The organism is Cohnella silvisoli (genome assembly GCF_021190915.1).
Taxonomy (GTDB): Bacteria; Bacillota; Bacilli; order Paenibacillales; family Paenibacillaceae; genus Cohnella; species Cohnella silvisoli.
In genome coordinates this window covers 106,076-129,760 of sequence record NZ_JAIOAP010000011.1, presented here as the reverse complement: position 1 = coordinate 129,760, position 23,685 = coordinate 106,076, and the positions used below count along the sequence as shown (strand labels likewise).

Sequence of the window (23,685 nt, the reverse complement as noted above, 5' to 3'; positions counted from 1 at the left end):
CATTTTACATAAAGGACGTTATCGGGATGTCAAATCATCCTTTAATACTGGCTTAATAATTGAGTTGTATGCTTAATGCAGGAAGAATAATCAGTACCTGGCAGGCTGATCAGCCCGCTTACAAAAGGAGAGGGAATATGAGCCGAATATACCGCATGCTTCAGGAAGTCGAACGCCCATTATTCCTGCATGTCAACATTCGTTGGAACCGTTCCGCATTGAACTGGCTCTTCTATACTTTGTCCCTAATCGCTGGAGCTACCTTTAGTCTCTGCATCTCGCTGGCTGCCGGCTTATTCGCGCCGGAACCGTGGAGCGAAGCCGGTTGGACGGCCTTTGCAGCAGTGGTGGCCAGCCATATCCCCGTTGCCATCGCCAAAAGAAGCGCGCCAAGGCTGCGCCCGTATCAGGTGTTTCCGCAAATCAACACGAATCGCCATCCCCTCAAAGACCCTTCGTTCCCGTCCGGCCACACGACGGCGGCTTTCGCGATGCTGACGCCCTGGATGCTCACGGAGCCCTTGCTTATCCCCATATTGTTGCCGATCGGAATCGGCGTTGCCTTATCGCGCATCTACTTCGGGCTTCATTTCCCGAGCGATACGGTAGCCGGCGCATTGCTCGGAAGCACGACTGCCCTGTTACTTTCGCTGTGGATTTAAGCCCTTATACAAAATAACGTGCTTGCCCCAGGGCAAGCACGATTATTATAACGGCCGTACCCGGCTCTCACCCGGGTACGGCCGCTTGCTGTTTATTCGTCAGTGTCCGAGTCCGTATCCAAATCCGAATCGTCACCCGACTCATAGTTCCGCGTGCTGCCTCTGCGAGCTTGTTCCTCCAAGTCCTCCGCCACTTGGCGTCTGTGTTCCTGTTGAACTTTAGCTCCGATAACCGCTTCGAGCCGATAAATCGGCATTCCCTTGCCAACGAATTTCGTCTCGTATTCGGTAAGAACGAGATCGTCCCGAACTCCGTTGCGATGCAAGTCCAACGAAATATTGCGCATCTGATATTCGACATCGGAGAAGCTATTGAGCGAGAATTCAAACAAGGTCAGCGAATCCGTCTTGAAGTGGATTTCCCCGATGTCGCTTAGAACTTCCTTGTATTTCATTAGAAAACGAGGGTGAGTGAGCCTTCTCTTGCCATGCTTCGACTTCGGCCATGGATCGCTGAAGTTCAAATAAATGCGCTCTAGCTCCCCCGGTTCGAACATTTTCTCGAGGAATTCCACGTTTCCCCTTACGAGAGCCAAGTTCGGAACTTCGTCGGCGCCCTTCTCGTTTTTCCACAAAGTCCGCGCTTTCTCGCTGCCTCGTCGCAGCAATTCGTCGTAAATATCCATCCCGATATAATTAATCTCCGGGTTGTTCACGCTCATCCGGCTGATAAACTGGCCTTTGCCCATGCCGCACTCGATGCGAATCGGATTGTCGTTGCCGAAAAACTCGTGCCAACGCCCTTTCAACTTCTGTGGCTCAAGCACGACCAGGTCCGACTGACGCTCCAAGCTTTCCCTTATATTTTTTCTGCCGCGAAGTCTCATCCCTTAATCCTCCCGCAACGCTCGGTTGCCTATCGTTAATGAATCCTATTTTGCCCAATGTGCCGCCCGTTGTAAAGGGAGGTTTCCACAATAAACCACTCTTTTCGGAACCGTTTTCCTTGGAAACCGGGCATATTACTGAAAAGCGCTCTAAAATAAAGACTTCAGGAGGAACTTTATTGATGAGAAAATCGGTTTTATTGTTTGTTCTCGTCGCTCTGGCAGCAGTATTTGCGCTAAGCGCATGCGGGAATAGCAAAAACAACAGCAATTCGCCGGCACCTAGCTCCCCTGCCGCAAGCGCACCAGCCGGCGGAGCAGTTAAGGAAGTAACAATTACCGCGGTTAACTGGAAATTCGATCAACCGGAGATTAAAGCTAAAGTCGGCGACACGCTTAAGCTGACATTGGTTAACAAGTCTGGCGTTCACGGATTCACGAGCGATGAACTGGGCATAAAGCTCAAAAACAAACAAACTCAAGAAGTGAAACTGGATAAAGCGGGTACTTACGAGTTCCACTGCTCCATCCAATGCGGCCAAGGGCATGACAACATGACAGGCAATATTATTGTAGAATAAGCTATCGCAATATAAGTAAGCCGCGTCACTGACGCGGCTATTTAAGTTATTCGATTATCTAGCGTTCACTTTGCCTTAATGTTATGGGGAGCGTTCTGCTCCACTTCTATGAAGGAGGAAGGCAACGAATCTCCGGATTGAAGCTTGTCTTTCTCGATGAACTTTTTCATATTCGTTTCGAAGAACGTCGGATTTTTCTCCCACACGCTAGTCGGTACGGTAATGGTGAAATTGCCCTCTGCATCCGGTATCGTTACAGAATAATTCACATTTTCCGCGACATCGAGACCGACCAACAAACCAAGGTACAGGGCACCGGGAGCAGTATGGCTCACAAGAGTCGGAGGTTTGTCATCGATAACCGTGCCCTCGCGGGGTAAAGTGATATCCACGTTCAAACTCGTATCCTCCGGAAAATGAAATACTTTATTCGCGGGAAGCGTGTACTTCACTGTACCTATTGTAACGCTGAGGTTAGTGTCTTCATCCTCTTCCGGCAAGTAGTACATACTATATTGTCCATTCTCGTCGGTCGGAGTGGATTTGGCGAAGCCTTCCCCAGCATCTCGATCGATCCATACGACCGCCCCTGACACGGGCTTCCCGTCTGCGTCTTTCACGAGTCCCGCAATTTTGAATTTATCTTCTTGGAAAAATGCAACAGAAGCCGTCTGGTCCGCTCTAAGCCTGCCCTTGATTTCCGTTTGATTCGGGTCTTGAGCAGAGATTGCGGTTGAAATAATTTCAATTGGGTAATTCACATTAAATGCAGAAGTAACAGCCTTCCCTTTATCGGTCAGATCCTGAGAGATCGGTTTTCCATTAATCGTTGCTTTCTCGAGCGATATTACATGTACGCTCGTCCGGCCTAACAGGCTCTGATCCAGAAGAATCTGGAAGGAGCCATCATCGCGGGTCTCAATGTCCCGTTTGCTGTTACCGGCATGCAGAATCGCATTGACTACCGGCTGATCTCCATGCATGAATGTACCGCTGACGATAGATCTATGGGTTCCGTCCGATTTCCATTGCTTCAAGGAAAACGCGGATTGGTCTATTTTTAATTGAAAATCCTGGGCTTCGTTGTCCGATTTGGAACCGGTACAACCCGCAAGAGCGGAAGCTAACAAAACTAAGACGGCCGCTTTGGAATATAATCGCAATCGCATGATGCAACTCCCCTTTACTCGCACAAGAAGCGGGTTCCTAAGAACCCGCAACTACGCAAACTCTATTGCAATTCATTATTTCGCAGCATGTGCATTGCCGTTGTCAGCTGTACCCGTACTGCCTTGAGTTTTGTCGCCGCCAATTGCAATAACGTGAATTTTCGGCTTCGTGCCGCCTGATGTGAAGGTCAGGTACTGCTTGCCATCAACCGTAAAGAATGCCGGAGCCGCTTGGATATTGTCGCCGGCGGTCTGGAACGTCCAGAGAACTTTACCCGACTTAATATCCATCGCATTAATTTTACCGTCCAATTCGCCGTAGAATGCCAGTCCGGTATCTGTACTCGTCAGACCTCCGCGCATCATGTCTTTTGTTTTGTTCTGGTATACTTGTTTACCCGTGTTTACGTCAATTGCCGTAATGGTACCGTAAGGCACGATATCGGCTGGCGTTTCGCCCATAGCTGTACCGAATGCCCAAGCGCCGGTGAAAGACTTGTCGAAAGCTCCATCTTGGTTTTTGGCGCTCTTAATCAATGCTGGATATTCGATGCCTGGAATCAGGACATAGTTGCTAGCCGGGTCATACGTTTCCGGAGCATAATTCTCTCCGCCGAGAACGCCAGGATAGACGAGCACGCCTTCCGGAGTCGGTTTTGGGTGGTCGATTTTCGCAAACGGTATGCCGTCCCAGACGACATCGCCAGTCGCAGCGTCCCAAGCCCACCATTGGCCGGATTTACCGCCTTCAACGACAACCTTCTGCGCTTTCCCATTCACGGTTGCATTAAGGATCATCGGAGAAGCTGCAGCGTCATAGTCCCACAAGTCATGGCTGATTTCTTGCTGCGACCAGATCAATTTGCCTGTTGCGCTATCTACGGCTACAACGGAATCCGTATATGGATTCGCGCCCGGACGATCTTCACCATAGAAGTCCGGAGCTGGGTTGCCGACCGCAAAGTACATAATGCCCGTTTCTTCGTCAATGGCAACCGGATTCCAAACTGCTCCCCCACCATGGTATTTGCTGTTTGCCAACCAATCTTGGCCTTTCGGCGGCACAGTCCAGAACGGAGCATCCCACGCAGGCGTCAGATCGCTCGCCTTGTAAGCAGCGACGAAGCCGCGCACACCGTTATCGCCTCCGCTGCTGCCAATATAAATGTTGCCTTTGTAATAGATAGGAACAGTCGTTTCGTAATACCCATTTTCGACCGTTACGCCTTCGATGCTGTCTGAGATCTTGACCGAATTGACCAACTCGCCGGTTTTCTGATCCAAAGCTACGATATGATTATCAATTGTCAGCATGAACACTTTACCTTCGCCGACGGAGACGCCACGGTTAGCGACGATTCCGGCTTTACCGAAGTCCTTTGCCAGATCGGCGCTCGGTTTAAAGTGCCACAACTGCTTGCCTGTTGCTCCTTCGAATGCGAATACTTGGTTGCCGCTGGTCGTGATGTATATAACTCCGTCCACAACAACCGGATACGATTGGTTACCGTTTTTAACGTCTGCATCCAACGTTTTCAGATCTGCCGACCAAACAACGCCAAGCTCGTTGACATTGTCTGCGGTAATTTCTTTAAAAGGAACGTGGCGTGTATTCGCTAAATCGAATCCGTAAGTTGGAAAGCTTTCAAACTTAGTACCTGCCGACGGTGATGCCGACGGTGAAGCAGCAGAAGCTGACGGAGAACCCGACGCGGATGATGATGGTGACCCATCTGAGTTATTATTCGAGCTGCACGCAGTCAGCGCAAGTACCGCAGCCATAACGGCGCCGGACAAAGCCATTTTTTTGTTCAATGTGTGTTCCCCCTAAATTTGTATTCTGACGATAAACGAAATCTCCCTAACGATAAATGCACGCACAGAAAGAGCTGCCTGATAGAATCATGGGTAATGATCCGGCAGTACGCGGCGTTTTTCGAATGAAAGACCCCTTTCTTAAATTAATGTGACGAGTTAGTATCTTACTAATAAGATATATTACAAATCGAATACTACGCCTATTTTTATATAACGTCAACTACCATGTAGATAGCTGGAATATTATTCAATAACTAAAAGGTTGGGTAAAGAATAGTTGACGAGTTCGTATGTCGAAGAGTATACTTCTTCGTTGACGGGTTACTTACTAGTAAGGAATATCAGCACTTGTATTTTAGTTCAGGAGGGAACCAATATGATGAAATTATCCAGAAAATCAACTCTATTCTTTGCGCTTGTGGCTCTTTCGGCAGTACTAGCCTTGAGTGCATGCGGCAGCAACAACAATAACAACGCATCACCGAGCTCTTCGGAGTCACCATCAGATTCTGCTCCAGCTTCTGCTTCCTCTTCTGCAAGCACACCTGCTGCAGGTGGAGAAACGAAGGAAATTACGGTAACTGCAACTAATTTTGAATTTGATGCTCAAGAGATCAAAGCCAAAGTCGGCGATACAATCGTCTTGACGCTGAAAAACGATAGCGGAAACCACGGTCTGGAAATTAAAGACCTGAACGTAAAAATCAAAAACGGCGAATCGGCAACGATTGTATTGGATAAAGCAGGCACTTACGATTTCAACTGCTCGATTATGTGCGGTACGGGACACGATAGTATGGTCGGTAAACTGATCGTAGAATAATTCACAAAATAAAAGAACGGGAAGCTTCATGTCCTTCCGGACTGCCGCTATTCCCGTTCTTTGTTCATTTATTGTTACTTATTGTTCACCTCACTGGCCTATCGCCAATCAACTTCCCGTATATCTGTTCTAAATAAGCGATTTCGGCATCGGTAAGACATGCAAAGATGGTTTCGAACGATTGATCTCTTACGGATTCCAAAGATTTCAATATTTCGCGGCCTTTATCGCTAATTTCCATGAGAACCGCCCTGCGGTCCAAATGATCATCACGCGTTCTGACGATCAGCCCTTGCGAAATTAATTTATTGGCAATGGCCGTTATTCCTCCCGAGGTTATGGAAAAAAAATTGACCAATTCCTTCGACTGTTTGGGACCTTCCTGATCCAATATGTTCAAAATCAGAAATTGCGGATACGATAGGTCCGTTGTGTTCCTGCGGTTCCATTCCGTTTCCCACATCCGCCGATGCACCGAAAATTTCTTCGAATACGAGACGAGCAGCTCTCTTCTGTTAATCATCTCCTTCTCCCTCCCATGCTCTGGAATATCCCAATCGACAAGCTAAGCCATACCCCGCTTGCCAAATACCCGCCAATAACGTCGCTAGGGTAATGCACGCCTAAATAAATGCGGCTAATCCCTATACACAGCACGATAATCGAACCTAATGCAACGAGTAGAACCCGGCCCGCTTTGCTCGTCACATGCCTCCACAGCAAATAGATCAACCCGCCGTAAAGCGCAAAAGCAGCCATAGAATGGCCGCTAGGAAAACTATAGCTTGCTTCTTCCGCAAGCCGGTGGATATCCGGCCTTTCGCGTCGGAAAACAGATTTCAAAACGCTGTTAAGCAGGGGAGCTCCGCCGATAATCGCGATGAATAGCAGCAACTCCTTCCGGTGACCGAGAATGGCCGCCAGGAATATTAAGATCCCAATCGACAAGAAAACCACCACGGGCGTAGTGCCTAACCAACTGAATCGTTCCATTACGGTCGTCAGCGCGGGGTTTTCCCAGCCTTGGACGGTTGATATGATCGATAAATCGAACACGGAGATTTTGTTTCTGCCGATCAGTAAGGCGATGACTCCGAAACCAATCGCCGCAACTATGCTGAGGAAATATGCGCTAAGCAATTTAAAGGGTAGTTTCATGCTTCTATGCGGCTCCTTGACTCATTTAATTCGCTAATCCTATTTTAAACCGTCGCTCTGCGAAGCAACCCATAGGATAACCCTAAATATACCAGTGTCAGAACGAACAATCCAGTTGCAAGATGGACGGCCGAGATTCCGCTCAACCAATTAAAGATTTCATCCCATCCGTTGGCGATAGTAATGAAGTAGGTAGAGAATGAAAGTACAACGGACAATGCTACAAAGAATAGGAACATCCCATTGCGGCCGAACTTGCGATAAATGCAAGAGAAGAAAAATCCGATGAAGACAAGATTGGTCATCAAGCTAAACTGAATCCAAATTCTTTCGATCGCAGAACCTTCGCTTAAATAGGGCAGATTGAAAAAGTGCAGATTGACGCCCCAGCCCCCCGATTGTACTTCAATGACAGCAAGAACGCATAACATCAGCGTGAAGACCGCGCTAACAATAGCAATCGTTGCTGCCGTCCCGAGAAAATAGTCCTTTCTCCTAGCACCGAACCCGATAATGAAAGGGTACGTTTGGGCAACGATCATGATCCCGAGTATCGTCATGTATACATAGATGGAAGCCAAACCGCCGGTATAAAACTCTTCTCCGCTCAGGCCGGCAATAATCAGATTACACGCGAAGCTGCTGGAAAGAATGATCCACGGAAGAAAGATCCACCCCAACCTGTCAGTCAGATGCGTCCGTATAATTCCCTTTACTCGATTCATCATGAAACTCCTGCCTCTCTGGCGTTTTTTCCGTTCGTTAGATAGACGATCATTTGCTGTAACGATACCGGCGTAATTTCCAATCCGAGTTCCGCGGCTTTTTTGCGGTCTTGGGCAGTTAAAGCGCCTAATAACGTTACCGAAATCAATCCCCCGAGCGGCTCGCGATGAATGACTTCCTTGCCGGCAAGGAATGTCTCTACTTTGGAGGTTAAACCAACCACTGTAGATGCTCTGCCCCTTAGAGCTTCTGCTTCCTCGTTAATAATCAGCTTGCCGTTGTCGATTACCAATACGTGCTCGAGCAATTGGCTAACCTCATCGATCAGATGGGTTGACAGCACAATCGTACGCGGATGCTCTGCGTAATCCTCAAGCAATCTATCGTAAAACAAGCTTCTTGCTACGGCATCCAAACCCAAGTAGGGTTCATCGAAAAACGTAAGCGGCGCACGACTGGCAAGACCAACGATAATGCCGACGGAGGAGAGCATTCCCCTGGACAGCTTCTTCATTCTCCGCTTGAGCGGCAGCTGAAAGTCTTTAATGAGAGAATACGCGAATTCCCGATCCCAATTTGGGAAAAAAAGCGGGGAAACATTCAATACGTCCACAACGCGGAAATTATCCGGGTACTTCTGGCTTTCTTTAATAAAGCAGGTTTGCCTGAGTACCCGATTGTTCTCGAACGGCTCTTCCCCAAATACCTTAAGCTGGCCGCTGGTCGCGAACAATTGGGCAGTGATCATATGCATGATCGTTGTTTTTCCTGCACCATTTCTCCCAAGCAACCCGTAAATCTTGCCATCCTCCAGCGTAAAACTGACATTGTCGACAGCATTTACCTTACCGTAGGTTTTCGTCAGCCCGCTTGTTTCCACTACGTTACCCATTACGCTTTATCCCCTCTCCGAATCATTTCCGTTAATTGATCTGCCGTAATTCCCAGCTTATCCGCTTCCCTGACCATCGTCACGATATATTGCTCGTAAAAGAGTTCCTTGCGCTTCTCCATCAATTTCGCCTTTACGCCCGTTGCCACGAACATGCCAATCCCTCTCTTCTTGTACAAAATGCCTTGGTCCACGAGCAAATTCACACCTTTCATTACCGTCGCCGGGTTAATCTGATAGAAGGCCGCGAACTGATTCGTTGAGGGGACCTGCGATTCCTCGGGCAGTCCTCCTTCGATAATGTCATTCTCGATCCGTTCGGCGATTTGCAAGAAGATCGGGCGGCTGTCGTCCATCGATATTGTCATTTATTCACCACCATGTTAGTCGGTTAGTTACTTATGTAACTAACTATATAAGCGATCCATGAATTTGTCAAACACAAAAAAGGCCGAATACCCAAAATGGGCATTCGACCTTTCTTAACGAGTGCGAGTATTCTCGACTTAGTTAATCGGACGGTTTTCCTCGATATAATGATCCTCGATGATGTGATTCAGCTTTTTCTTGGCTGAAACCTCGATATTGTGGTTATTGTGAAACTTGATTCCGGCCAGCGCCATCGCTTCTTTAACCGTCAACTCCACTTTAACCGTTTCGTCCCCTTGCGGTATCCGTACGCTTGTATTCATTGCAGTCACCTCTCCAATCGGTTAATTTTAACTTTGCACCTAGCTTGCCCGAGATATGGAAATGGTATGAATTAGGCGATGAAAAATAAGTGTGATGTTAGATTTGTTTGTTGATTTGGCGCACTTTTAATATAACACATCATGTTAGGTATAGCAAGTTGAAGCGTCGGAAATATCGCCTTTATTTCGATGTTAGTTTGGGATGGGAATGGGGATTATCGATCGGTTAAATGGATGAGAGCGTCTGCATGAACGTCCGCCCTCGCATTTTCGCCCGAATTTCGCTACAATTATACCGACTTCTTCAAAGGACGGATGCATCGATGGCAACGATTGGAACGGATACGCAACACCCCCTGTTATGGGCGGACAAAAGATTTCACACTTGGAATTACGAAATGCGCGAGACGTTCGGCACGAAGACGTTCAAGGTCATGCTGGATGCGGGATTCACTTGCCCGAACCGGGACGGGAGCATCGCCGCGGGCGGCTGTACGTTCTGCAGCGCCAGAGGCTCCGGAGATTTCGCCGGGAGCCGGCGGAACGATCTGGTGTCTCAGTTTAATGAAATCAGGGACCGCCAGCACTTGAAATGGCCCGAAGCGAAATATATCGGCTACTTCCAGGCTTATACGAATACGTACGCGCCGGTGGAGACGCTCCGCGAGTATTATGAGGTTATTGTCGAGCAGCCGGGAGTTGTCGGTTTGTCTATCGCGACTAGACCCGATTGCTTGCCAGACGATGTCGTCGATTATCTCGCCGAATTAAACGAGCGTACCTACCTGTGGGTGGAAATGGGTTTGCAAACGGTACACGAATCCACTTCCCAATTAATCAATCGCGCGCACGACACCGACTGCTTCAAGGACGCGGTTAACCGGTTGAGAGCCCGCGGCATCCGCGTCTGTGCCCACATTATCCACGGACTGCCCGGCGAAACACGCGAGATGATGCTGGAAACGGTGCGGGAAGTGTCCCGAATGGACGTTCAAGGCATCAAGATTCATCTTCTTCATCTCATGCGCAAAACGCCTATGGTTCGCCAGTGGCGCGAAGGCTTGCTCCGGTTTCTCGACCAAGACGAATACGTATCGCTCGTCATCGATTCGCTTGAGATGCTGCCTCCCGAGATGATCGTCCACCGGCTGACGGGCGACGCGCCGAGGGATTTGCTGATCGGTCCGATGTGGAGCCTGCGCAAATGGGAAGTGCTGAACGCCATCGACGCCGAGTTGGTTCGGCGCAATAGCTGGCAGGGTAAAGCTTGGAAGGGACTTTAATATGGGTTTTCTCTTTGTTGTTAGCCAAGCGCAGAAATGGGTGGCGGAAAAAGTACGGCCTGGTGACATCGTTATCGACGCAACTGCTGGCAACGGCTCGGACACCTTGTTCCTTGCGCGTACGGCGGGTACAGGTGGAACCGTCTATGCCTTTGATATTCAGTCCGAAGCGCTTGAGCAAACCCGGAACAGGCTGGAATCGGAAGCGGACGGCGAATCGCTTGCTCCGGTTACTCTTGTTCATGACGGGCATGAAGTTATGAAGGATCGGATCGCATCGGCACACCATGGGAAGATCGCCGCGATCATGTTTAATCTCGGCTTCTTGCCGGGCGGATCGCAGGCTGTAATTACGCAAACGCCTACTACATTAGCCGCATTGGATGCTGCGCTGCCGCTTCTTCGCAGCGGCGGTATCCTTACGGTCGTCGTCTATCCCGGCCATGAGGGCGGGCAGGCGGAAGCGGACGCCGTGCTGGCTTGGGCTTCGGAAATCGAGCCCTCCCTAGCACAAACGGTCGTGTACCGGTTTCCGCAGAAGGCGGCAGCGCCTTATTTAATCGCTTTGAACAAAAGATAGGAGGACAATACAAATGGCAGCGCGCAAAATCGAGCATGTCGGCATCATGGTTAGTTCTTTAGAAGTATCCATTCCTTTTTACGAGAAAGTTATCGGTCTTAAACATACGGAGACGATTAACCACACGAATGGCGTCATTCGATTGGCTTTTCTCTCGTTTCAGGCATCTTCGGAAACCGAGGTGGAATTGATCGAAGGTTTTACGGGGGAAGTAGCTAAGTCCGGGCGCGTTCATCATATCGCGTTTACCGTTGACGATATTAAAGAGGAGTTTCGCCGTTTAAGCTCCTTGAATGTTGCCGGCTTAGACGAAGCCATTACGACTTTGCCAAATGGAAGCCAGTACTTTTTCTTCGATGGACCGGATGGGGAAGCGATAGAATTTTTCCAAACTACGCGAGGGGGAACCGAATAAAATGAGCTTACAACCGTATCCATTGCATTTTAAACCGGAATTCAAAGAAAGAGTTTGGGGAGGCCGCGCGCTTGAGCAATTCGGATTCGATGTGCCTAAGGGCGTCATCGGAGAAGGCTGGATGATCGCCGATCACCCGAACGGCGTATCGCATGTCACGAACGGCGCCTTGGCTGGCAAAGGTCTTGACGAAATCCGCGAGTTATACGGAGATACCTGGTTTGGATCCAAAGGCGGCAATTCCAGCAACGGTCGTTTTCCTCTGCTGATCAAGCTGCTGGATTGCAATGACGACCTGTCGATCCAAGTTCATCCTAACGACGATTATAAAGGGCTTCCGAAAGGCGAAATCGGCAAAACGGAAATGTGGTACGTGCTCGCCGCCAAGCCGGATGCCAAAATCATCTATGGACTGAAGCCGGGAGTCGATCGGGCTTCAATGGCCAAAGCTATCGAAGAGGGACGTATTATGGACAGCCTGCAGAAAGTAACCGTGAAAGCGGGAGACACGTTCTATATCCCTGCCGGCACCGTTCATGCGCTGTGCGCGGGCGTTGTCGTCGCGGAAATCCAACAAAACTCGGACACAACCTACCGCTTGTACGACTATAATCGCCCCGGATTGGACGGCAAACCGCGCGAGTTACATATCGAGGATTCATTAAACGTAACTGCCTACGAGGGTTCCGGTGCGGCGCGAATGGATACGGATGGAGCAAAACCTGGCGAATGGCTTACGCTGGCCTCTTCCCCTTACTTTACGACGGACAAAGGGGTCGTTCGGGGGGAATGGAGTCTCTCCACTAACGCCGACAGCTTCGTCATCCTCATCGTATGCGAAGGATCCGGCAGCATCGGTTGGGCTAACGGCGTTGTCGATGCGAAAGCGGGAGATTGCTTCCTTCTTCCGGCGAATCTAGGCCAATATACGCTGGATGGCACGATGACCGTACTTCGCAGCTTAGTCCCTTAAGAGGAAAACGGCAATCTTTGTCGAAATGATAGGGCGAGTACTCAGACTAAGCGGATGGCGAAAGGATGGATTGTCATGCGGCAAGGAATTATTTTAGTTGGATTAGGTGTCGCGATATGGGCAGTCCCTACCCTTTTCTTCCTGTTGTTCGGGAAATGGGTCGTACTCGAAACGGAAGATCCTTATTTCGGATCGTCGCTGTTTTTGCTGGAAATGCTATCCTTCCTTCTGCTGATCGGGATGGCCTTGATCGTAAGGCTCAAGCTGTTCCGCGAACGCGGCTCCGCAACACGTTTCGGATTCGTCGCGGCTGCGGTCGGCTTGCTGCTCAGTACGTACACGGTATGGCATCGGGAGTCGGTATTCCCGGCTTTTAACGAAGGACAGCATCATTCCTACACCGTGTGGATGACACTGGCCTATGCCTTAACTCTGGTAGTCCCGGCTGTCGTCGATCGTCTGGTGAAAGAACCTGCGAAACAACCTGAGGTACTCCCTGAGAAAGAACACGAAGCTGCAACCGTCCATTCGGACAACACGATGGAACAACCGGGCCTGTAGAACCTACTACGGACAAATAATAATGACAAGGCGAATCCTTATGGATTCGCCGTTTGATTTGGAGGGGCTTATTGTGTTGACTTCAACGGAACAACACCGACGGGAAGCGCCGTCAAGCGTCTCCTGCGCGATAATAACCGTATCGGATACCCGTACGCCGGAAACGGATAAGAGCGGGCAATTGATCCGACAGCTGCTGGAGGAAACCGGCTTCCGCATTGCGGACTATGCGATCGTTCCGGATGAGTACGAAGGAATTAAGGAGCTGCTCCGAAAAGCCGCCGAAAATCCGCAAGTGGAAGCCGTTCTGCTGAATGGCGGTACCGGGATAGCGGTACGGGATACGACCTATGAGGCGGTAAGAGATCAATTAGACAAAGAAATGCCCGGTTTCGGAGAAATTTTCCGCTATTTGAGTTTTACGGAGGATATCGGCTCGGCTGCCATCTTGTCACGGGCGATCGCCGGAACCATGGGGCAGACGGCCGTATTCTCGATGCCCGGTTCAACGGGCGCGGTGCGACTGGCTATGACAAGATTGATATTACCCGAATTAGGGCATGTGATGCGGGAAATATACAAGGACCGCTGCTGAAAGGGTATTTCTAACCTAAACGAAAATGCTTAGAGATGAATTCCAGCCCTTTGCGATTCTGCTCGCCCGTAACGACGTGACCGGAGAACGGAAACGGCAAAATCGTCTTCTCCGACTGGATGCGGTTGTATGCCGCATAAATCGTCTCCGGCATCGTAACCGGGTCTTTGAGGCCCACCGTTACGAGGATTGGAATCCGGATGCGGTGCGCCAAATTAAGGTTGTCGTAATAACTGAGTGTATCGAGAACCGTCTCGAGATGGTGAGGAAAACGTTCGATGAAAGCGGCAGCTTCCACTAGTGAGCTGCTGGAATTCAATACTCCGAAGTCCATCTGGCACATGTTCGGGATATGGGCTACAGCGATCGCCGGTTTATCGGACAAAGCCGCTGCAATCATCGCGAGCCCGCCGCCTTGGCTTCCGCCCGAAGCGCAAATGCGGGATGCGTCAATTTCGGGTTGCTCGCTTGCCCAATCCAATGCTTTCAAGGCATCGATCGTAATCGCTCTGTAGTAGCAAGAATCCCGATACAATATCCCTTGCGTGATCCAGCCCCTTGTCATCCCGTAATCCTGAGGCATCAAGTTGCCCGTTTCTCCCGCCTGTCCTCGAATGTCGATAGCAAATACGGCTATTCCCATTAATATGTACGAGGCATAATCTTCGGGCAACCCCTTGCTCCCGGTATAACCGTGGTAGATAACGACGCAGGGGAGCTTATCATCGGGCCGATTACGAGGCAATAAATACCATCCATGAATCGGGGTATCGTCAAAGCCTTCGAATATGACTTTATAAGCTTCCATGTGCGGAAAAGGGGTATCCACGAGAATTTTCGTCGCGTTCAAAGGCTTATTAGCGAATTGTTTCAGCGACTGCTCCCAGTATTTGTCCAGGTCAGGCTTAGCAGTCAACGGAGGAGCTAATTTCTCAAGCTCTTCTATCCGTCTCGATATCACGGTGCTCGTCATCGGTCTATCGTCTCCTTATTGCTCAATGGCATGCTCGGGTATCTCCATCGATCATACTAGCCAATGCTAGACGCTGCAATCCATCATTTTGGCAAAAGAGTACATTATATTTGACCAACTTAAACCACGACGCTCCAAAGTAACTTCCAGCATGCAAAAACGCCCGACGGAAGCGACTCTCCGACGGGCGAAACCTATACTATTTCAATATCGCTTCGATTCGCTCCAGCTCTTCCGCGGAAAATTCCAGGCGGCTTAGCATCGCAACGTTGTCGTCTAACTGGCTCGTCTTGCTCGCACCGACCAGCACGCTCGTAACGCGATCGCCGCGCAACACCCAAGCTAGCGCCATCTGCGCAAGCGATTGGCCGCGTTCCAAGGCAATTTCGTTGAGCCGGCGTACTTTGTCCAGCTTATCCGCTGTCAGGTTGCCCTCGTTCAAGAAAACCGAAGCGCCTGCAGCACGGGAATCCTTCGGAATACCGCCAAGATATCTATTGGTCAACAAGCCCTGCTCCAGCGGCGAGAACACGATGGATCCGACTCCGCCCTCTTCGAGCACGTCTTGGAGCCCGTCCTCGATCCAACGGTCGAACATACTGTAACGCGGTTGGTGAATAAGTAGAGGAGTGCCCAGTTGCTTAAGAATCGCGATTGCTTCTTTCGCCTCAGGTGCGCGATAGTTGGAAATCCCGACATACAACGCCTTACCGGAACGTACGATGTGGTCTAGCGCCATCATCGTTTCTTCTAGAGGCGTTCCCGGATCGGGACGGTGGTGATAGAAAATATCGACATAATCAAGACCCATACGTTTAAGGCTTTGATCTAGACTGGAGATCAAATATTTGCGCGAGCCCCATTCCCCGTAAGGACCTTCCCACATGTAATAACCCGCTTTGGTCGAGATCACCATTTCGTCGCGGTAAGGTTTCATGTCGGTCGCCATCAATTGGCCGAACATTTGCTCCGCGGAGCCTGGAGGCGGACCATAGTTGTTCGCTAAGTCGAAATGGGTAATGCCTAAATCAAAAGCATGTCTGACTAAAGCCCGTCCGTTCTCGAAAGTATCGATACCGCCGAAATTATGCCAGAGACCAAGCGATACCGCGGGAATTTTCAGGCCGGAACGTCCTACGCGATTGTACTTCATAGTCGAATAACGATCGGAGCTTGCATTGTAAACCATTGACCGGTCACCTCTCGTCTTTTATTTAACGACTGCCGCTTGCCCGTCCGGCTGCGGCAGCGCCACCAATTGCGGTCCCGCTTCTTCTCCGGAATATAAGAACACTAGCATCGAAGGATTGGATAAGTCCACTCGTCCTTCCTCGACCCAAACCCCGTAATCGAAAGGAAGACGATCCAGCGTCCCTTTCTTCTGCAACTCGCGATCATCCATACCCAATTTCTCGGCGGCATATTTCAAACCGGCTGTCCAATCCTTCTTCTCCAGCCGCTCGTCCCACCATAACTTGCGCGGTTTATATTTATGCTGCAAATAGTAGTCGATTTTCAACAATCCGAATGCCACGTCACGGTCCAACTCCGGCCGCGCATCCTCTTCCAGGAAAGCCCATAACCTGGAGAACAAATCCTCCAATTGATGGCCGATCCGGCTCCAGCCCTTCGATTCCCAGAAGTCTCCGAACGCTTGGAAGAAATCGAACGGGGACGGATAAGCCTCTTCGATCAAGTATTCCATCGTCCTGTCCATCCGGTGGGCGTTCCAGAATTTCTCCAGCACGTCCTCCACCCGTTTAATTCGCACGATATCCCCGAACGGCATCAGATCGTTGCCTAGCATCTCATAAGGAGCTCGTTCGGAGTAAACATAACCATACTTCCCGGCGTCGATCCGCAGCCCCGTTCCCCGCAGCATTTTCAAGAAACCGAGCTGAAGCTCTTCCGGTCTTAAAGCGAACACGTCGTTAAACGTCTTACGGAAAGTATCGTAGTCTTCATGCGGCAGCCCGGCGATTAAATCCAGATGCTGATCGATCTTGCCGCTTTCCTTGACCTTCACGACCGTACGCGTCAGCTTGGCGAAATTCTGGCGGCGCTGAACGGCGAGGTTGGTCGGATCGTTCGTCGATTGTACGCCGATCTCGAAGCGGAACACCCCCGGGGGCGCATTGTCCGCAAGGAAATCGAGCACTTCGGGCCGCATGATGTCGGCGGTAATCTCGAACTGGAACACACAGCCCCGATGATTATCGATCAGGAACTGAAAGATTTCCATCGCATACTCTCGTTTGATGTTAAAAGTGCGATCCACGAACTTGATGAGCTTAGCGCCGTTATCGATTAGATAAGTCAAATCGGCCTTGACCCGCTCCATATCGAAATAACGCACGCCAACCTCAATACTCGATAGGCAAAATTGGCAGCTGAAAGGACAGCCCCGGCTCGTCTCGAAATAGACGACTCGGTTGCGCATCGGCACCAAGTCCTGATCGAATCGATGCGGCGACGGAATGACGTTCAAATCCAGCTTCGGGCGCGGCGGTGTGATGACGACTTCTCCGTCCTTGCGGTAAGCCATTCCGAACACGAAATGATACTTTCGTTCCCCGGCAATTTGCCGCAGCAAGTCTCGGAACGTCTCTTCTCCCTCGCCCATAACGATGAAATCAACCGACATTAACCGGTTCATCCAATAATCCGTGTCATAGGAAACTTCCGGTCCGCCTAGCATAATCTTCACATCGGGCATAACTTTGCGAAGCATGTCCACGACGACGATCGTTTCTTCGATATTCCAGATATAACAGGAAAAGCCGATGACATCGGGCTTCCTTGAGAATAGGTCGGCCGCAATGCTCATCGACGGGTCTTTGATCGTATACTCGGCAATGTCCACCTCGAACTCACCCTGAGCGAAGGATTTCAAATATCTCAAGGCAAGCGAGGTGTGAATGTATTTAGCGTTCAGCGTCGCAACGACGACGTTCATGGCGTATTCCTCTTTCGGTGTAAGGCATCTCCTTGTATTGTAACGGAAAAATCCCTTGGATGAAACTATATGGCGGACACGCGTTCAACGATCTTGGATTCATTTTACCAACTATGGGCATTCTATCCTTAAACTAAAAACCGATGATCCGCCATGGAGGATTAAATGACCGTAACCGTCTTTTTATCCGTCGCATTGATTGCGATGATCGGCTTCATTACCGTTCCCAAAAAACTGCATTCGTTGGAAATCCTATTTGTATGGATGTTGTTTATTTTTGTTCAGGCCAATTACGTTTTCGTCGTGTCGCTTAATCTGAAGCGGGTTGAATATTCAATGCAACTCGAGAAATTCTGGTCGTACATCATTGGTATATTCATATTAAACCCATTGTTGATTATGGGGATGCTGCTTATGTACGTCGCTTGTCGAAAATGGCTCACTCGAGCATGCTGGATCATTATTTTCGCCGGGCTCCTGACCTGCCTAGAGTACGCCGAGGAACGCTTTGGCGTATTGACTCACAACGATTGGACGATTCCTTGGTCGTATCTGATTTGGTTGAGCATGCTGCTGCTGGCTGCTGCGGCATATAGTTGGTTTCATTACATTTTGGACAGGGAGTTGAAAGAAACTCTATGAAGCATTCGGGTTCTTTTTTCGATCAGAATGAGTGGTTCATACTCTTGTCCCTGCTGCTTTTATTCGCTCTGCTATTCCGACTCCCCCGGCGTTTTCCCTTTTCCGTCTCCATACTGATTTACGTCTTTTGCTTTGCGATTTCGATTATGTCGGATCTTATCCTCGGCACGCCCCCTCTTGATCTTTACGATATTAACGACACGCCAAAGTACAGTTATGCGGATTTCTTAACTTGGAACTTGTATCCGCCATTCGGCTATTTGTTTTTGTATGTATATGACCGGTTTCGCTTTCGGGAGATTTCCGTGCTGTTTTATATAGTATTCTGCGCTCTGTTGGCAGTCGGTTTCGAGTGGTTGACCGTTATGGCAGGCATCTTCAAGTACAAAGGGTGGAATCTGGCACATTCGTTTCCCACATATTTGATAGTACTCGCTTCCTATGTGTTATTCTTCCATCTAGTCATGTACAGCTTTCGGAAAACGCGCCGGAAGGCCGTGTGTATTCAATAGTCGCATATCCCGATATCACGTACTTCATGAATTTTGCTTGTAGCTAAAATAAGAAAAAAGAGCCAACAGGCTTCATGATAAGAGCCGCCCCGGAAGTTCGACGACTTCCGAGGCGGCCCCCTGAATATGCATAATCCGCTTACTGCCCGCCGTCCTCAAGACGTTTGATGAACTCCTCCGCCGCGCTATATCCCTGCTGCCGCAAATACCAGCTGTTGGCCCCCGCTTCGATCAATCCCGCCACGTCCCGCCCGGGCTGCAACTGAATTTGGATATGCGGTACCCGCACTCCGAGATATTCCGAAAACCGATGCTCCAACTCAAGCTCGTTGTTCAGCGTGTTTTCCTGCCATGGGGTCAACTCGATATCGAGCACGATTCGGGTCTCGTCTTGGAACGCTTTCCTGCCGTACAGCCGGACGACGTTGATGAGCCCTATGCTGCGCAAAGCCAGAAACTCCCGCGTTTTTCCGTCGTGCGAGCCGAGCAGTGTTTCGGGACCAAGTTTTTTCAACACAACGACGTCGTCAGCCACGAGTCGGTGCCCCCGACGAATCAGCGTGTGGGCGGTTTCGCTTTTGCCGACGCCTGACTTGCCGCGCAGCAATATGCCGATGCCCGATACATTCACACAAACCCCGTGCACCGTGATTTCCGGCGCCAACGCTTTGACGAGGAAAGCGTCCAGCTTGGCGATAAACTCCGTCGTCGTTTCGGCGGTGCGCAGCAAGGGGATGCCTTCTTCCTTGCAATATTTGATCAAATACTTCAACCCGTCCTGCCCCGCCGCTACAATGAAGCAGGGCGGATGATACTTGACGATGTTTCCAATCCTTTCGTTCCGCTCATCCTCGCTCAGCTTGTGCAAATAGTTGATTTCTTTTTTCCCCAGAACCTGTACTCGCTCTGTCGGGAAAAAATCGAAGTGCCCGACGAACTCCAATCCCGGACGGTGCACCCTCGACCGAACTATCTCGCGTTGCATATTTTTTCCCCCGGCCAGCACCTCCAGGCCGAACTTTTCCTTCAGTTCCTGCACGGCGATCGACTTCATGCTTATCCCCCCAAGACGCCTATGCTAAGCAATTCGATGGGGGATCGCTTAAGTCCTGCTATGCGTTTTTGGCATATCCTGAATTATTTTTTTCCAACCGGAAGCTTGGAACGGGCGTTAGATTCGATTTGATCACGGAATTGTTTCACTGCCGGAATGTCCGTTTGTTCGCCGTTTTTGTTCTTGACGAACACAGCATCCCCGGATTTACCGAGTACGTCCAGCAGTTGCTTCGTCATCTGTCCGGTAATCGTCCCGGCGTGCGAAGCGACCATTTGCTCATACTGTTTTTTGACGGCGGGCAACAGAACGAAGGTGTCATAGTCAAAAATCGGCGTATTGTCGAGCCCCACCAAATACATGGATAAGTAGTTAATAAATTGGCCTTCTACTCTGCTTCTTTCCGGGGAATCGGGGAAGTTCACAACGTAACTCTCCGCTGCCAACGTCCGGGAAGACAACTCGTCCAAAGTTATGATGAGCCCGCCGTCTTCGGCCGAAGCGGATTCCGATTCGGTAGCCATTAAATCTAAATAGGTTTTCATCGGAGTCGTTACGCGGTCCCCGTAGGAAAGCAATTTGCCATAGTCCACGATCGGGAAAATAAAGCCTTCCGCAGTTTCCAGCTTGTATCCTCCGCCCAGCGTTTCCTGAACTAATCTCTTTATTGTATCGACTTTAATGCTTGCGGCCTGTTCCTCGCTTATGGGCCATTTTAAAGCGGTCAATACCTGCTGAACATTGTCGGCTTCGAACTTTTTCCCGGCATCAGGCAAGTTTTTCTCGTAAAAAGCCTCCAAAGCGCGAACGATCTCGTCGGCCTCGGCAGGCTGTGCATCCCCGATGATCTGCTTAAACGAAGCAAACAACTCATCCGCTGGCTGACCTGCCATCGCTTGTTCTTGAAATTGCTTAAGTATCGATACGTTCGGCGTTTCGCTTGGCGATGCCGACGATGACTCGGTCGGAGCCGGTGTTGTCGAAGAGGATGATGATGAAGATGGCGATGGGCTTTCAATGGACTTTCCCTTGGCGCCGCAGGCACTTACAACTAAAGATAATAAGATCAGAGCTGACAACGTTGCTTTTAATCGAATTTGAGATTTAATCATCGTATGGCCCTCCTTGAAAAACGAATCGTCTATAAGGTACAACGACTCGTTCATGCTTTAGGTTGCAAATCTGCCATACTATTGGCGGGGCTATTCGATAAGTTGTAAAGAATGTGGAAAAGCCCTCGTTATCTGCAATCAGCAGAAAAAGAGGGCTTTCCGGAGCAAGATTGTGCCTCTCAGCCGTGCTCCATTGCTCGTTGAAACCAAGTATGACAATTTTTCCACATGCCGGGTGTGGCGGTATGGTAGAGATCCGGCTCCTCACGAAGAGTCAGCTTCCCGGCATCTTCTCCGTACAGGACGCGAAGTTCCTCCATAAACCGCCTGGCCGCGGCAGGAGGAACGCATGGGTCCTTCTCCGCGTTCTCAAAATGGATGAACGGCTTCCGTTCCGCATACCGTTCCAAGTGGGTAGCCGGATTCAGCCGTTCATACAGGCCGGCGGTATAAGAATCAGGCTCGCCTTGAGCCTCCTCCGCTCCCGTCCTCATCCATTCCGGCGTCGCGATCATGCAGCAAACGCCTTGAATGCGCCGATCGACCAAAGCGGCCGTCAGCGCGATGTCGCCTCCCATTGAGACGCCACCGACCGCAACGCCGCCGAAGTTTCCGAAACGTGCGAATGCCCAATCGATGACCCGCGGAAAATCTTCTGCCGTGCGCCCCAGCACCTCCCAGAAATATTTTCTCCGGTTGCCGCCTACTCTGCGCACCATCACTTCCTGAGGCTCCATCAGCCGCTCCCCATGCTGGTAAAGATCGAAGGAAACCGCCACGTAGCCTGCGGCCGCCAATTGTTCCAGGAAGGGAGCGACATCCTCTTTGGCACCGGTGAATCCGTTCAACCAAATCGCCAAGTTGGAGCGGCCTGTCCGCGGTTCAAGTGGCTCGCGCCAGATGACGGGAATGAAATCGACGATTTCATGCATGGCGAAACTCCTTTCTCGTATCGCAGACAGCCATCATGTCACCCGCTGGGCCCAAGTGTCCCGGTATTCCTGCGGCGTCATGTTCGTCATCTTCTTAAAATAGTGGTTGAAATACGGCGAAGAATGGAAGCCGAGCTCCAGGCCGATTTCGTATATTTTTTTCGTCGTGCCAACCAGCAGCTCTTTGGCGCGGCTCAGCTTCAGTTCCGTAATGTAGTCGGTCAGGTTGTGTCCGGTCTGCTGTTTGTACAGCCGAGACAAATAGAATGGCGTCAAATGTACGACCTCAGCCAGCCTGGCCAGCGACAGATCGCCTCCGACGTTCTCGCGGACAAACTTTTCCACCCGCAGCACGACTTCGCTCGATTCTTTTCCGCTTTCCGCCTCCACCGACTCGATAACCAGATCCGCAAGCTCGCCGAAAAAACGCGCCGCCTCCCGCCAAGTCGCATGCGCCTGCGCTCCCAGCAGCTTATTCATGTCTATTTTCTCCGACAGCGCCTCCAACAGCCCCCTCCGATTCAACAGCAGCAGAAATGCGGAGGATAGCGAATAGAACAGCGCCAGGGCAGAGCCGGAGCGGATTCCATCCGTCTCGCGTACCGCGGCGGACAAGACGTCCAGCCTCCGGTGGAAATCGATGCCGTCCTTGCGTTCAAGCGCTTGCGTCAGCAGGCCGATTTCCCTCTCGTGAAACTGGAATTCCGAATCCGTCGACGCGGATGCGAAGCCATCGGATAACAGCATTTCCCGGCCCAATCCGAGACCTTGCGTCAGTTGGAAATCGAGCCGACCGAATTTCCGGGACAGTTCTTCCCAATCGCAAGGCATGCAGCCGGCGACGAACGAGCAGGGCAGCTTCATGAACGTGCGGCAGGCGGTTTGCACCGATTCGACCAAACCTAGTATTTGCGATTTCCGGTCTGCAGCGCCCGTATCGCTCCGTGCTCCGTCAGACCCTTCGCGACGCTGCTGCATAAGCCATAGAAACCGATCCTGCCCATATGTGACGAATAGGCAATCGTAACCGTCCGCGAAATGTTCGTCGATCACATTGTGGACCCCGTACAGAAACAGCGATTTGTCGCCGGAATGAATGTCTTCCCGCCACTCGTCCACCCTCCCGACGCACAAGTGCACGGGCATATCCGACCGCAGCGAAAGCTTCAGATCCGCGAACCGCGCCGCTCGGCCGGTCGGCGTGGAGGGATCCCCGTGCAGCAGCTCCAGCACATATTCCTTGCGCAAAATCGGCAGCGCCTGCGTCCAGCGGTTGCGGGCATCGCTTAGCATCCGGTCGAGCGAGTTCTCTTCCGAGATTCTGTCCGCCGCGCGGAAGACGGCCTGAATGATCTTCGCGTCTTCCTCCATCTTGAGCACATAATCGAATGCGCCGCTGCGCAAAGAAGCTTGAATCGAATGAAAATCGGTGTGGCCGGTCAGGAAAATCGTTTTGCATTTCGGCCACAATTGCCCGACCGCATTTTGCAGCTCCAGGCCGTCTATCCCCGGCATTTTCAAATCCGTGAGCAGCAAATCCACCCGGACGCGCCGGGCGACTTCCAGCGCTTCTTCGCCGTTAAACGCTTTGTAAACCTCATATGGACTGTCCGCGAGCTGCTGAAATTTATCGTATAAACCTTCGACGATAATCGGTTCGTCATCTACGATAAGCAATCTATACATGTC

Annotated in this window: 27 protein-coding genes; 11 read left to right on the top strand and 16 right to left on the bottom strand. The window is 50.6% G+C overall.

Annotation, left to right across the window (positions count from 1 at the left end):
- Positions 1–137: 137 nt before the first annotated feature.
- Positions 138–662 (top strand): phosphatase PAP2 family protein, encoded by a 525-nt coding sequence (locus tag K7P76_RS20225; RefSeq protein WP_232187126.1) that lies wholly within the window; start codon positions 138–140, stop codon positions 660–662.
- Positions 663–754: 92 nt separating this feature from the next.
- Here K7P76_RS20225 and trmB read toward each other — a convergent pair whose 3' ends face one another.
- A complete protein-coding gene (gene trmB / locus K7P76_RS20220) occupies positions 755–1,549 on the bottom strand; it encodes a tRNA (guanosine(46)-N7)-methyltransferase TrmB (protein WP_232187125.1) in 795 nt (264 codons plus the stop codon).
- 182 nt (positions 1,550–1,731) lie between these two features.
- Here trmB and K7P76_RS20215 point away from each other — a divergent pair, with 182 nt between their 5' ends.
- Positions 1,732–2,130: a cupredoxin domain-containing protein gene (locus tag K7P76_RS20215; protein WP_232187124.1), complete on the top strand. Its 399-nt coding sequence runs from the start codon at positions 1,732–1,734 to the stop codon at positions 2,128–2,130.
- 65 nt (positions 2,131–2,195) lie between these two features.
- On the opposite strand, the gene K7P76_RS20210 is transcribed toward K7P76_RS20215, so the two are convergent.
- Both K7P76_RS20210 and K7P76_RS20205 read right to left on the bottom strand, forming a co-directional pair.
- Entirely contained in the window at positions 2,196–3,299 is a 1,104-nt protein-coding gene (locus tag K7P76_RS20210) for a carboxypeptidase-like regulatory domain-containing protein (protein ID WP_232187123.1), read from the bottom strand.
- A 75-nt stretch (positions 3,300–3,374) separates the two neighbouring features.
- Positions 3,375–5,114: a pyrroloquinoline quinone-dependent dehydrogenase gene (locus K7P76_RS20205; protein WP_232187122.1), complete on the bottom strand. Its 1,740-nt coding sequence runs from the start codon at positions 5,112–5,114 to the stop codon at positions 3,375–3,377.
- A 379-nt stretch (positions 5,115–5,493) separates the two neighbouring features.
- On the opposite strand from K7P76_RS20205, the gene K7P76_RS20200 reads away from it, so the two are divergent.
- Positions 5,494–5,940 (top strand): cupredoxin domain-containing protein, encoded by a 447-nt coding sequence (locus K7P76_RS20200; RefSeq protein ID WP_232187121.1) that lies wholly within the window; start codon positions 5,494–5,496, stop codon positions 5,938–5,940.
- 85 nt (positions 5,941–6,025) lie between these two features.
- Here the strand turns inward: K7P76_RS20200 and K7P76_RS20195 are convergent, their stop codons facing one another.
- The 6 genes from K7P76_RS20195 to K7P76_RS20170 form a co-directional block, all read right to left on the bottom strand.
- A complete protein-coding gene (locus K7P76_RS20195) occupies positions 6,026–6,463 on the bottom strand; it encodes a MarR family transcriptional regulator (protein WP_232187120.1) in 438 nt (145 codons plus the stop codon).
- Positions 6,460–7,098 (bottom strand): phosphatase PAP2 family protein, encoded by a 639-nt coding sequence (locus K7P76_RS20190; protein ID WP_232187119.1) that lies wholly within the window; start codon positions 7,096–7,098, stop codon positions 6,460–6,462. Before K7P76_RS20190 ends, K7P76_RS20195 begins: the two co-directional genes overlap by 4 nt.
- A 44-nt stretch (positions 7,099–7,142) precedes the next feature.
- Positions 7,143–7,826, bottom strand: a complete 684-nt coding sequence (locus K7P76_RS20185; RefSeq protein ID WP_232187118.1) for a hypothetical protein — start codon at positions 7,824–7,826, stop codon at positions 7,143–7,145.
- Positions 7,823–8,716 carry an ABC transporter ATP-binding protein gene (locus tag K7P76_RS20180; RefSeq protein ID WP_232187117.1) on the bottom strand — a complete coding sequence of 298 codons (894 nt, stop codon included), beginning with the start codon at positions 8,714–8,716 and terminating at the stop codon, positions 7,823–7,825. The genes K7P76_RS20185 and K7P76_RS20180 overlap by 4 nt, the downstream gene beginning before the upstream one ends.
- Positions 8,716–9,084: a GntR family transcriptional regulator gene (locus K7P76_RS20175; RefSeq protein ID WP_232187116.1), complete on the bottom strand. Its 369-nt coding sequence runs from the start codon at positions 9,082–9,084 to the stop codon at positions 8,716–8,718. The genes K7P76_RS20180 and K7P76_RS20175 overlap by 1 nt, the downstream gene beginning before the upstream one ends.
- Before the next feature lie 138 nt (positions 9,085–9,222).
- The gene (locus K7P76_RS20170; protein WP_232187115.1) at positions 9,223–9,408 is read right to left on the bottom strand and encodes a hypothetical protein; all 186 of its coding nucleotides are present in this window, start codon (positions 9,406–9,408) and stop codon (positions 9,223–9,225) included.
- 323 nt (positions 9,409–9,731) lie between these two features.
- Here K7P76_RS20170 and mnmL point away from each other — a divergent pair, with 323 nt between their 5' ends.
- From mnmL to K7P76_RS20140, 6 genes are all read left to right on the top strand, one after another.
- Positions 9,732–10,691, top strand: coding sequence for a tRNA modification radical SAM protein MnmL/YtqA (gene mnmL / locus K7P76_RS20165; RefSeq protein ID WP_232187114.1), 960 nt, complete (start codon positions 9,732–9,734; stop codon positions 10,689–10,691).
- 1 nt (position 10,692) lies between these two features.
- Positions 10,693–11,271: a tRNA 5-(aminomethyl)-2-thiouridylate-methyltransferase MnmM gene (mnmM, locus tag K7P76_RS20160; protein ID WP_232187113.1), complete on the top strand. Its 579-nt coding sequence runs from the start codon at positions 10,693–10,695 to the stop codon at positions 11,269–11,271.
- Between the two features lie 13 nt (positions 11,272–11,284).
- Positions 11,285–11,686, top strand: a complete 402-nt coding sequence (locus tag K7P76_RS20155; protein ID WP_232187112.1) for a VOC family protein — start codon at positions 11,285–11,287, stop codon at positions 11,684–11,686.
- A gap of 1 nt (position 11,687) precedes the next feature.
- Positions 11,688–12,659 carry a type I phosphomannose isomerase catalytic subunit gene (locus K7P76_RS20150; protein WP_232187111.1) on the top strand — a complete coding sequence of 324 codons (972 nt, stop codon included), beginning with the start codon at positions 11,688–11,690 and terminating at the stop codon, positions 12,657–12,659.
- Between the two features lie 75 nt (positions 12,660–12,734).
- Positions 12,735–13,220: a hypothetical protein gene (locus tag K7P76_RS20145; protein ID WP_232187110.1), complete on the top strand. Its 486-nt coding sequence runs from the start codon at positions 12,735–12,737 to the stop codon at positions 13,218–13,220.
- Between the two features lie 70 nt (positions 13,221–13,290).
- Positions 13,291–13,815: a MogA/MoaB family molybdenum cofactor biosynthesis protein gene (locus K7P76_RS20140; RefSeq protein WP_232187226.1), complete on the top strand. Its 525-nt coding sequence runs from the start codon at positions 13,291–13,293 to the stop codon at positions 13,813–13,815.
- A 10-nt stretch (positions 13,816–13,825) separates the two neighbouring features.
- Here the strand turns inward: K7P76_RS20140 and K7P76_RS20135 are convergent, their stop codons facing one another.
- From K7P76_RS20135 to K7P76_RS20125, 3 genes are all read right to left on the bottom strand, one after another.
- Positions 13,826–14,788: an acetylxylan esterase gene (locus K7P76_RS20135; protein WP_232187109.1), complete on the bottom strand. Its 963-nt coding sequence runs from the start codon at positions 14,786–14,788 to the stop codon at positions 13,826–13,828.
- 199 nt (positions 14,789–14,987) lie between these two features.
- Entirely contained in the window at positions 14,988–15,977 is a 990-nt protein-coding gene (gene mgrA / locus K7P76_RS20130; RefSeq protein ID WP_232187108.1) for an L-glyceraldehyde 3-phosphate reductase, read from the bottom strand.
- 21 nt (positions 15,978–15,998) lie between these two features.
- Positions 15,999–17,744, bottom strand: a complete 1,746-nt coding sequence (locus K7P76_RS20125; RefSeq protein ID WP_232187107.1) for a B12-binding domain-containing radical SAM protein — start codon at positions 17,742–17,744, stop codon at positions 15,999–16,001.
- 165 nt (positions 17,745–17,909) lie between these two features.
- Here K7P76_RS20125 and K7P76_RS20120 point away from each other — a divergent pair, with 165 nt between their 5' ends.
- Together K7P76_RS20120 and K7P76_RS20115 are read left to right on the top strand one after the other, a co-directional pair.
- The gene (locus K7P76_RS20120) at positions 17,910–18,386 is read left to right on the top strand and encodes a hypothetical protein (protein WP_232187106.1); all 477 of its coding nucleotides are present in this window, start codon (positions 17,910–17,912) and stop codon (positions 18,384–18,386) included.
- Positions 18,383–18,898: a hypothetical protein gene (locus K7P76_RS20115; RefSeq protein WP_232187105.1), complete on the top strand. Its 516-nt coding sequence runs from the start codon at positions 18,383–18,385 to the stop codon at positions 18,896–18,898. Before K7P76_RS20120 ends, K7P76_RS20115 begins: the two co-directional genes overlap by 4 nt.
- Positions 18,899–19,037: 139 nt before the next feature.
- Here the strand turns inward: K7P76_RS20115 and hprK are convergent, their stop codons facing one another.
- From hprK to K7P76_RS20095, 4 genes are all read right to left on the bottom strand, one after another.
- On the bottom strand, positions 19,038–19,952 hold the full coding sequence (hprK, locus tag K7P76_RS20110) for an HPr(Ser) kinase/phosphatase (RefSeq protein ID WP_232187104.1): 915 nt from the start codon (positions 19,950–19,952) through the stop codon (positions 19,038–19,040).
- Between the two features lie 83 nt (positions 19,953–20,035).
- On the bottom strand, positions 20,036–21,064 hold the full coding sequence (locus K7P76_RS20105; protein ID WP_232187103.1) for a hypothetical protein: 1,029 nt from the start codon (positions 21,062–21,064) through the stop codon (positions 20,036–20,038).
- 179 nt (positions 21,065–21,243) lie between these two features.
- The gene (locus K7P76_RS20100) at positions 21,244–21,996 is read right to left on the bottom strand and encodes a dienelactone hydrolase family protein (protein ID WP_232187102.1); all 753 of its coding nucleotides are present in this window, start codon (positions 21,994–21,996) and stop codon (positions 21,244–21,246) included.
- 33 nt (positions 21,997–22,029) lie between these two features.
- The gene (locus tag K7P76_RS20095) at positions 22,030–23,682 is read right to left on the bottom strand and encodes a response regulator transcription factor (protein ID WP_232187101.1); all 1,653 of its coding nucleotides are present in this window, start codon (positions 23,680–23,682) and stop codon (positions 22,030–22,032) included.
- Positions 23,683–23,685 lie beyond the last annotated feature (3 nt).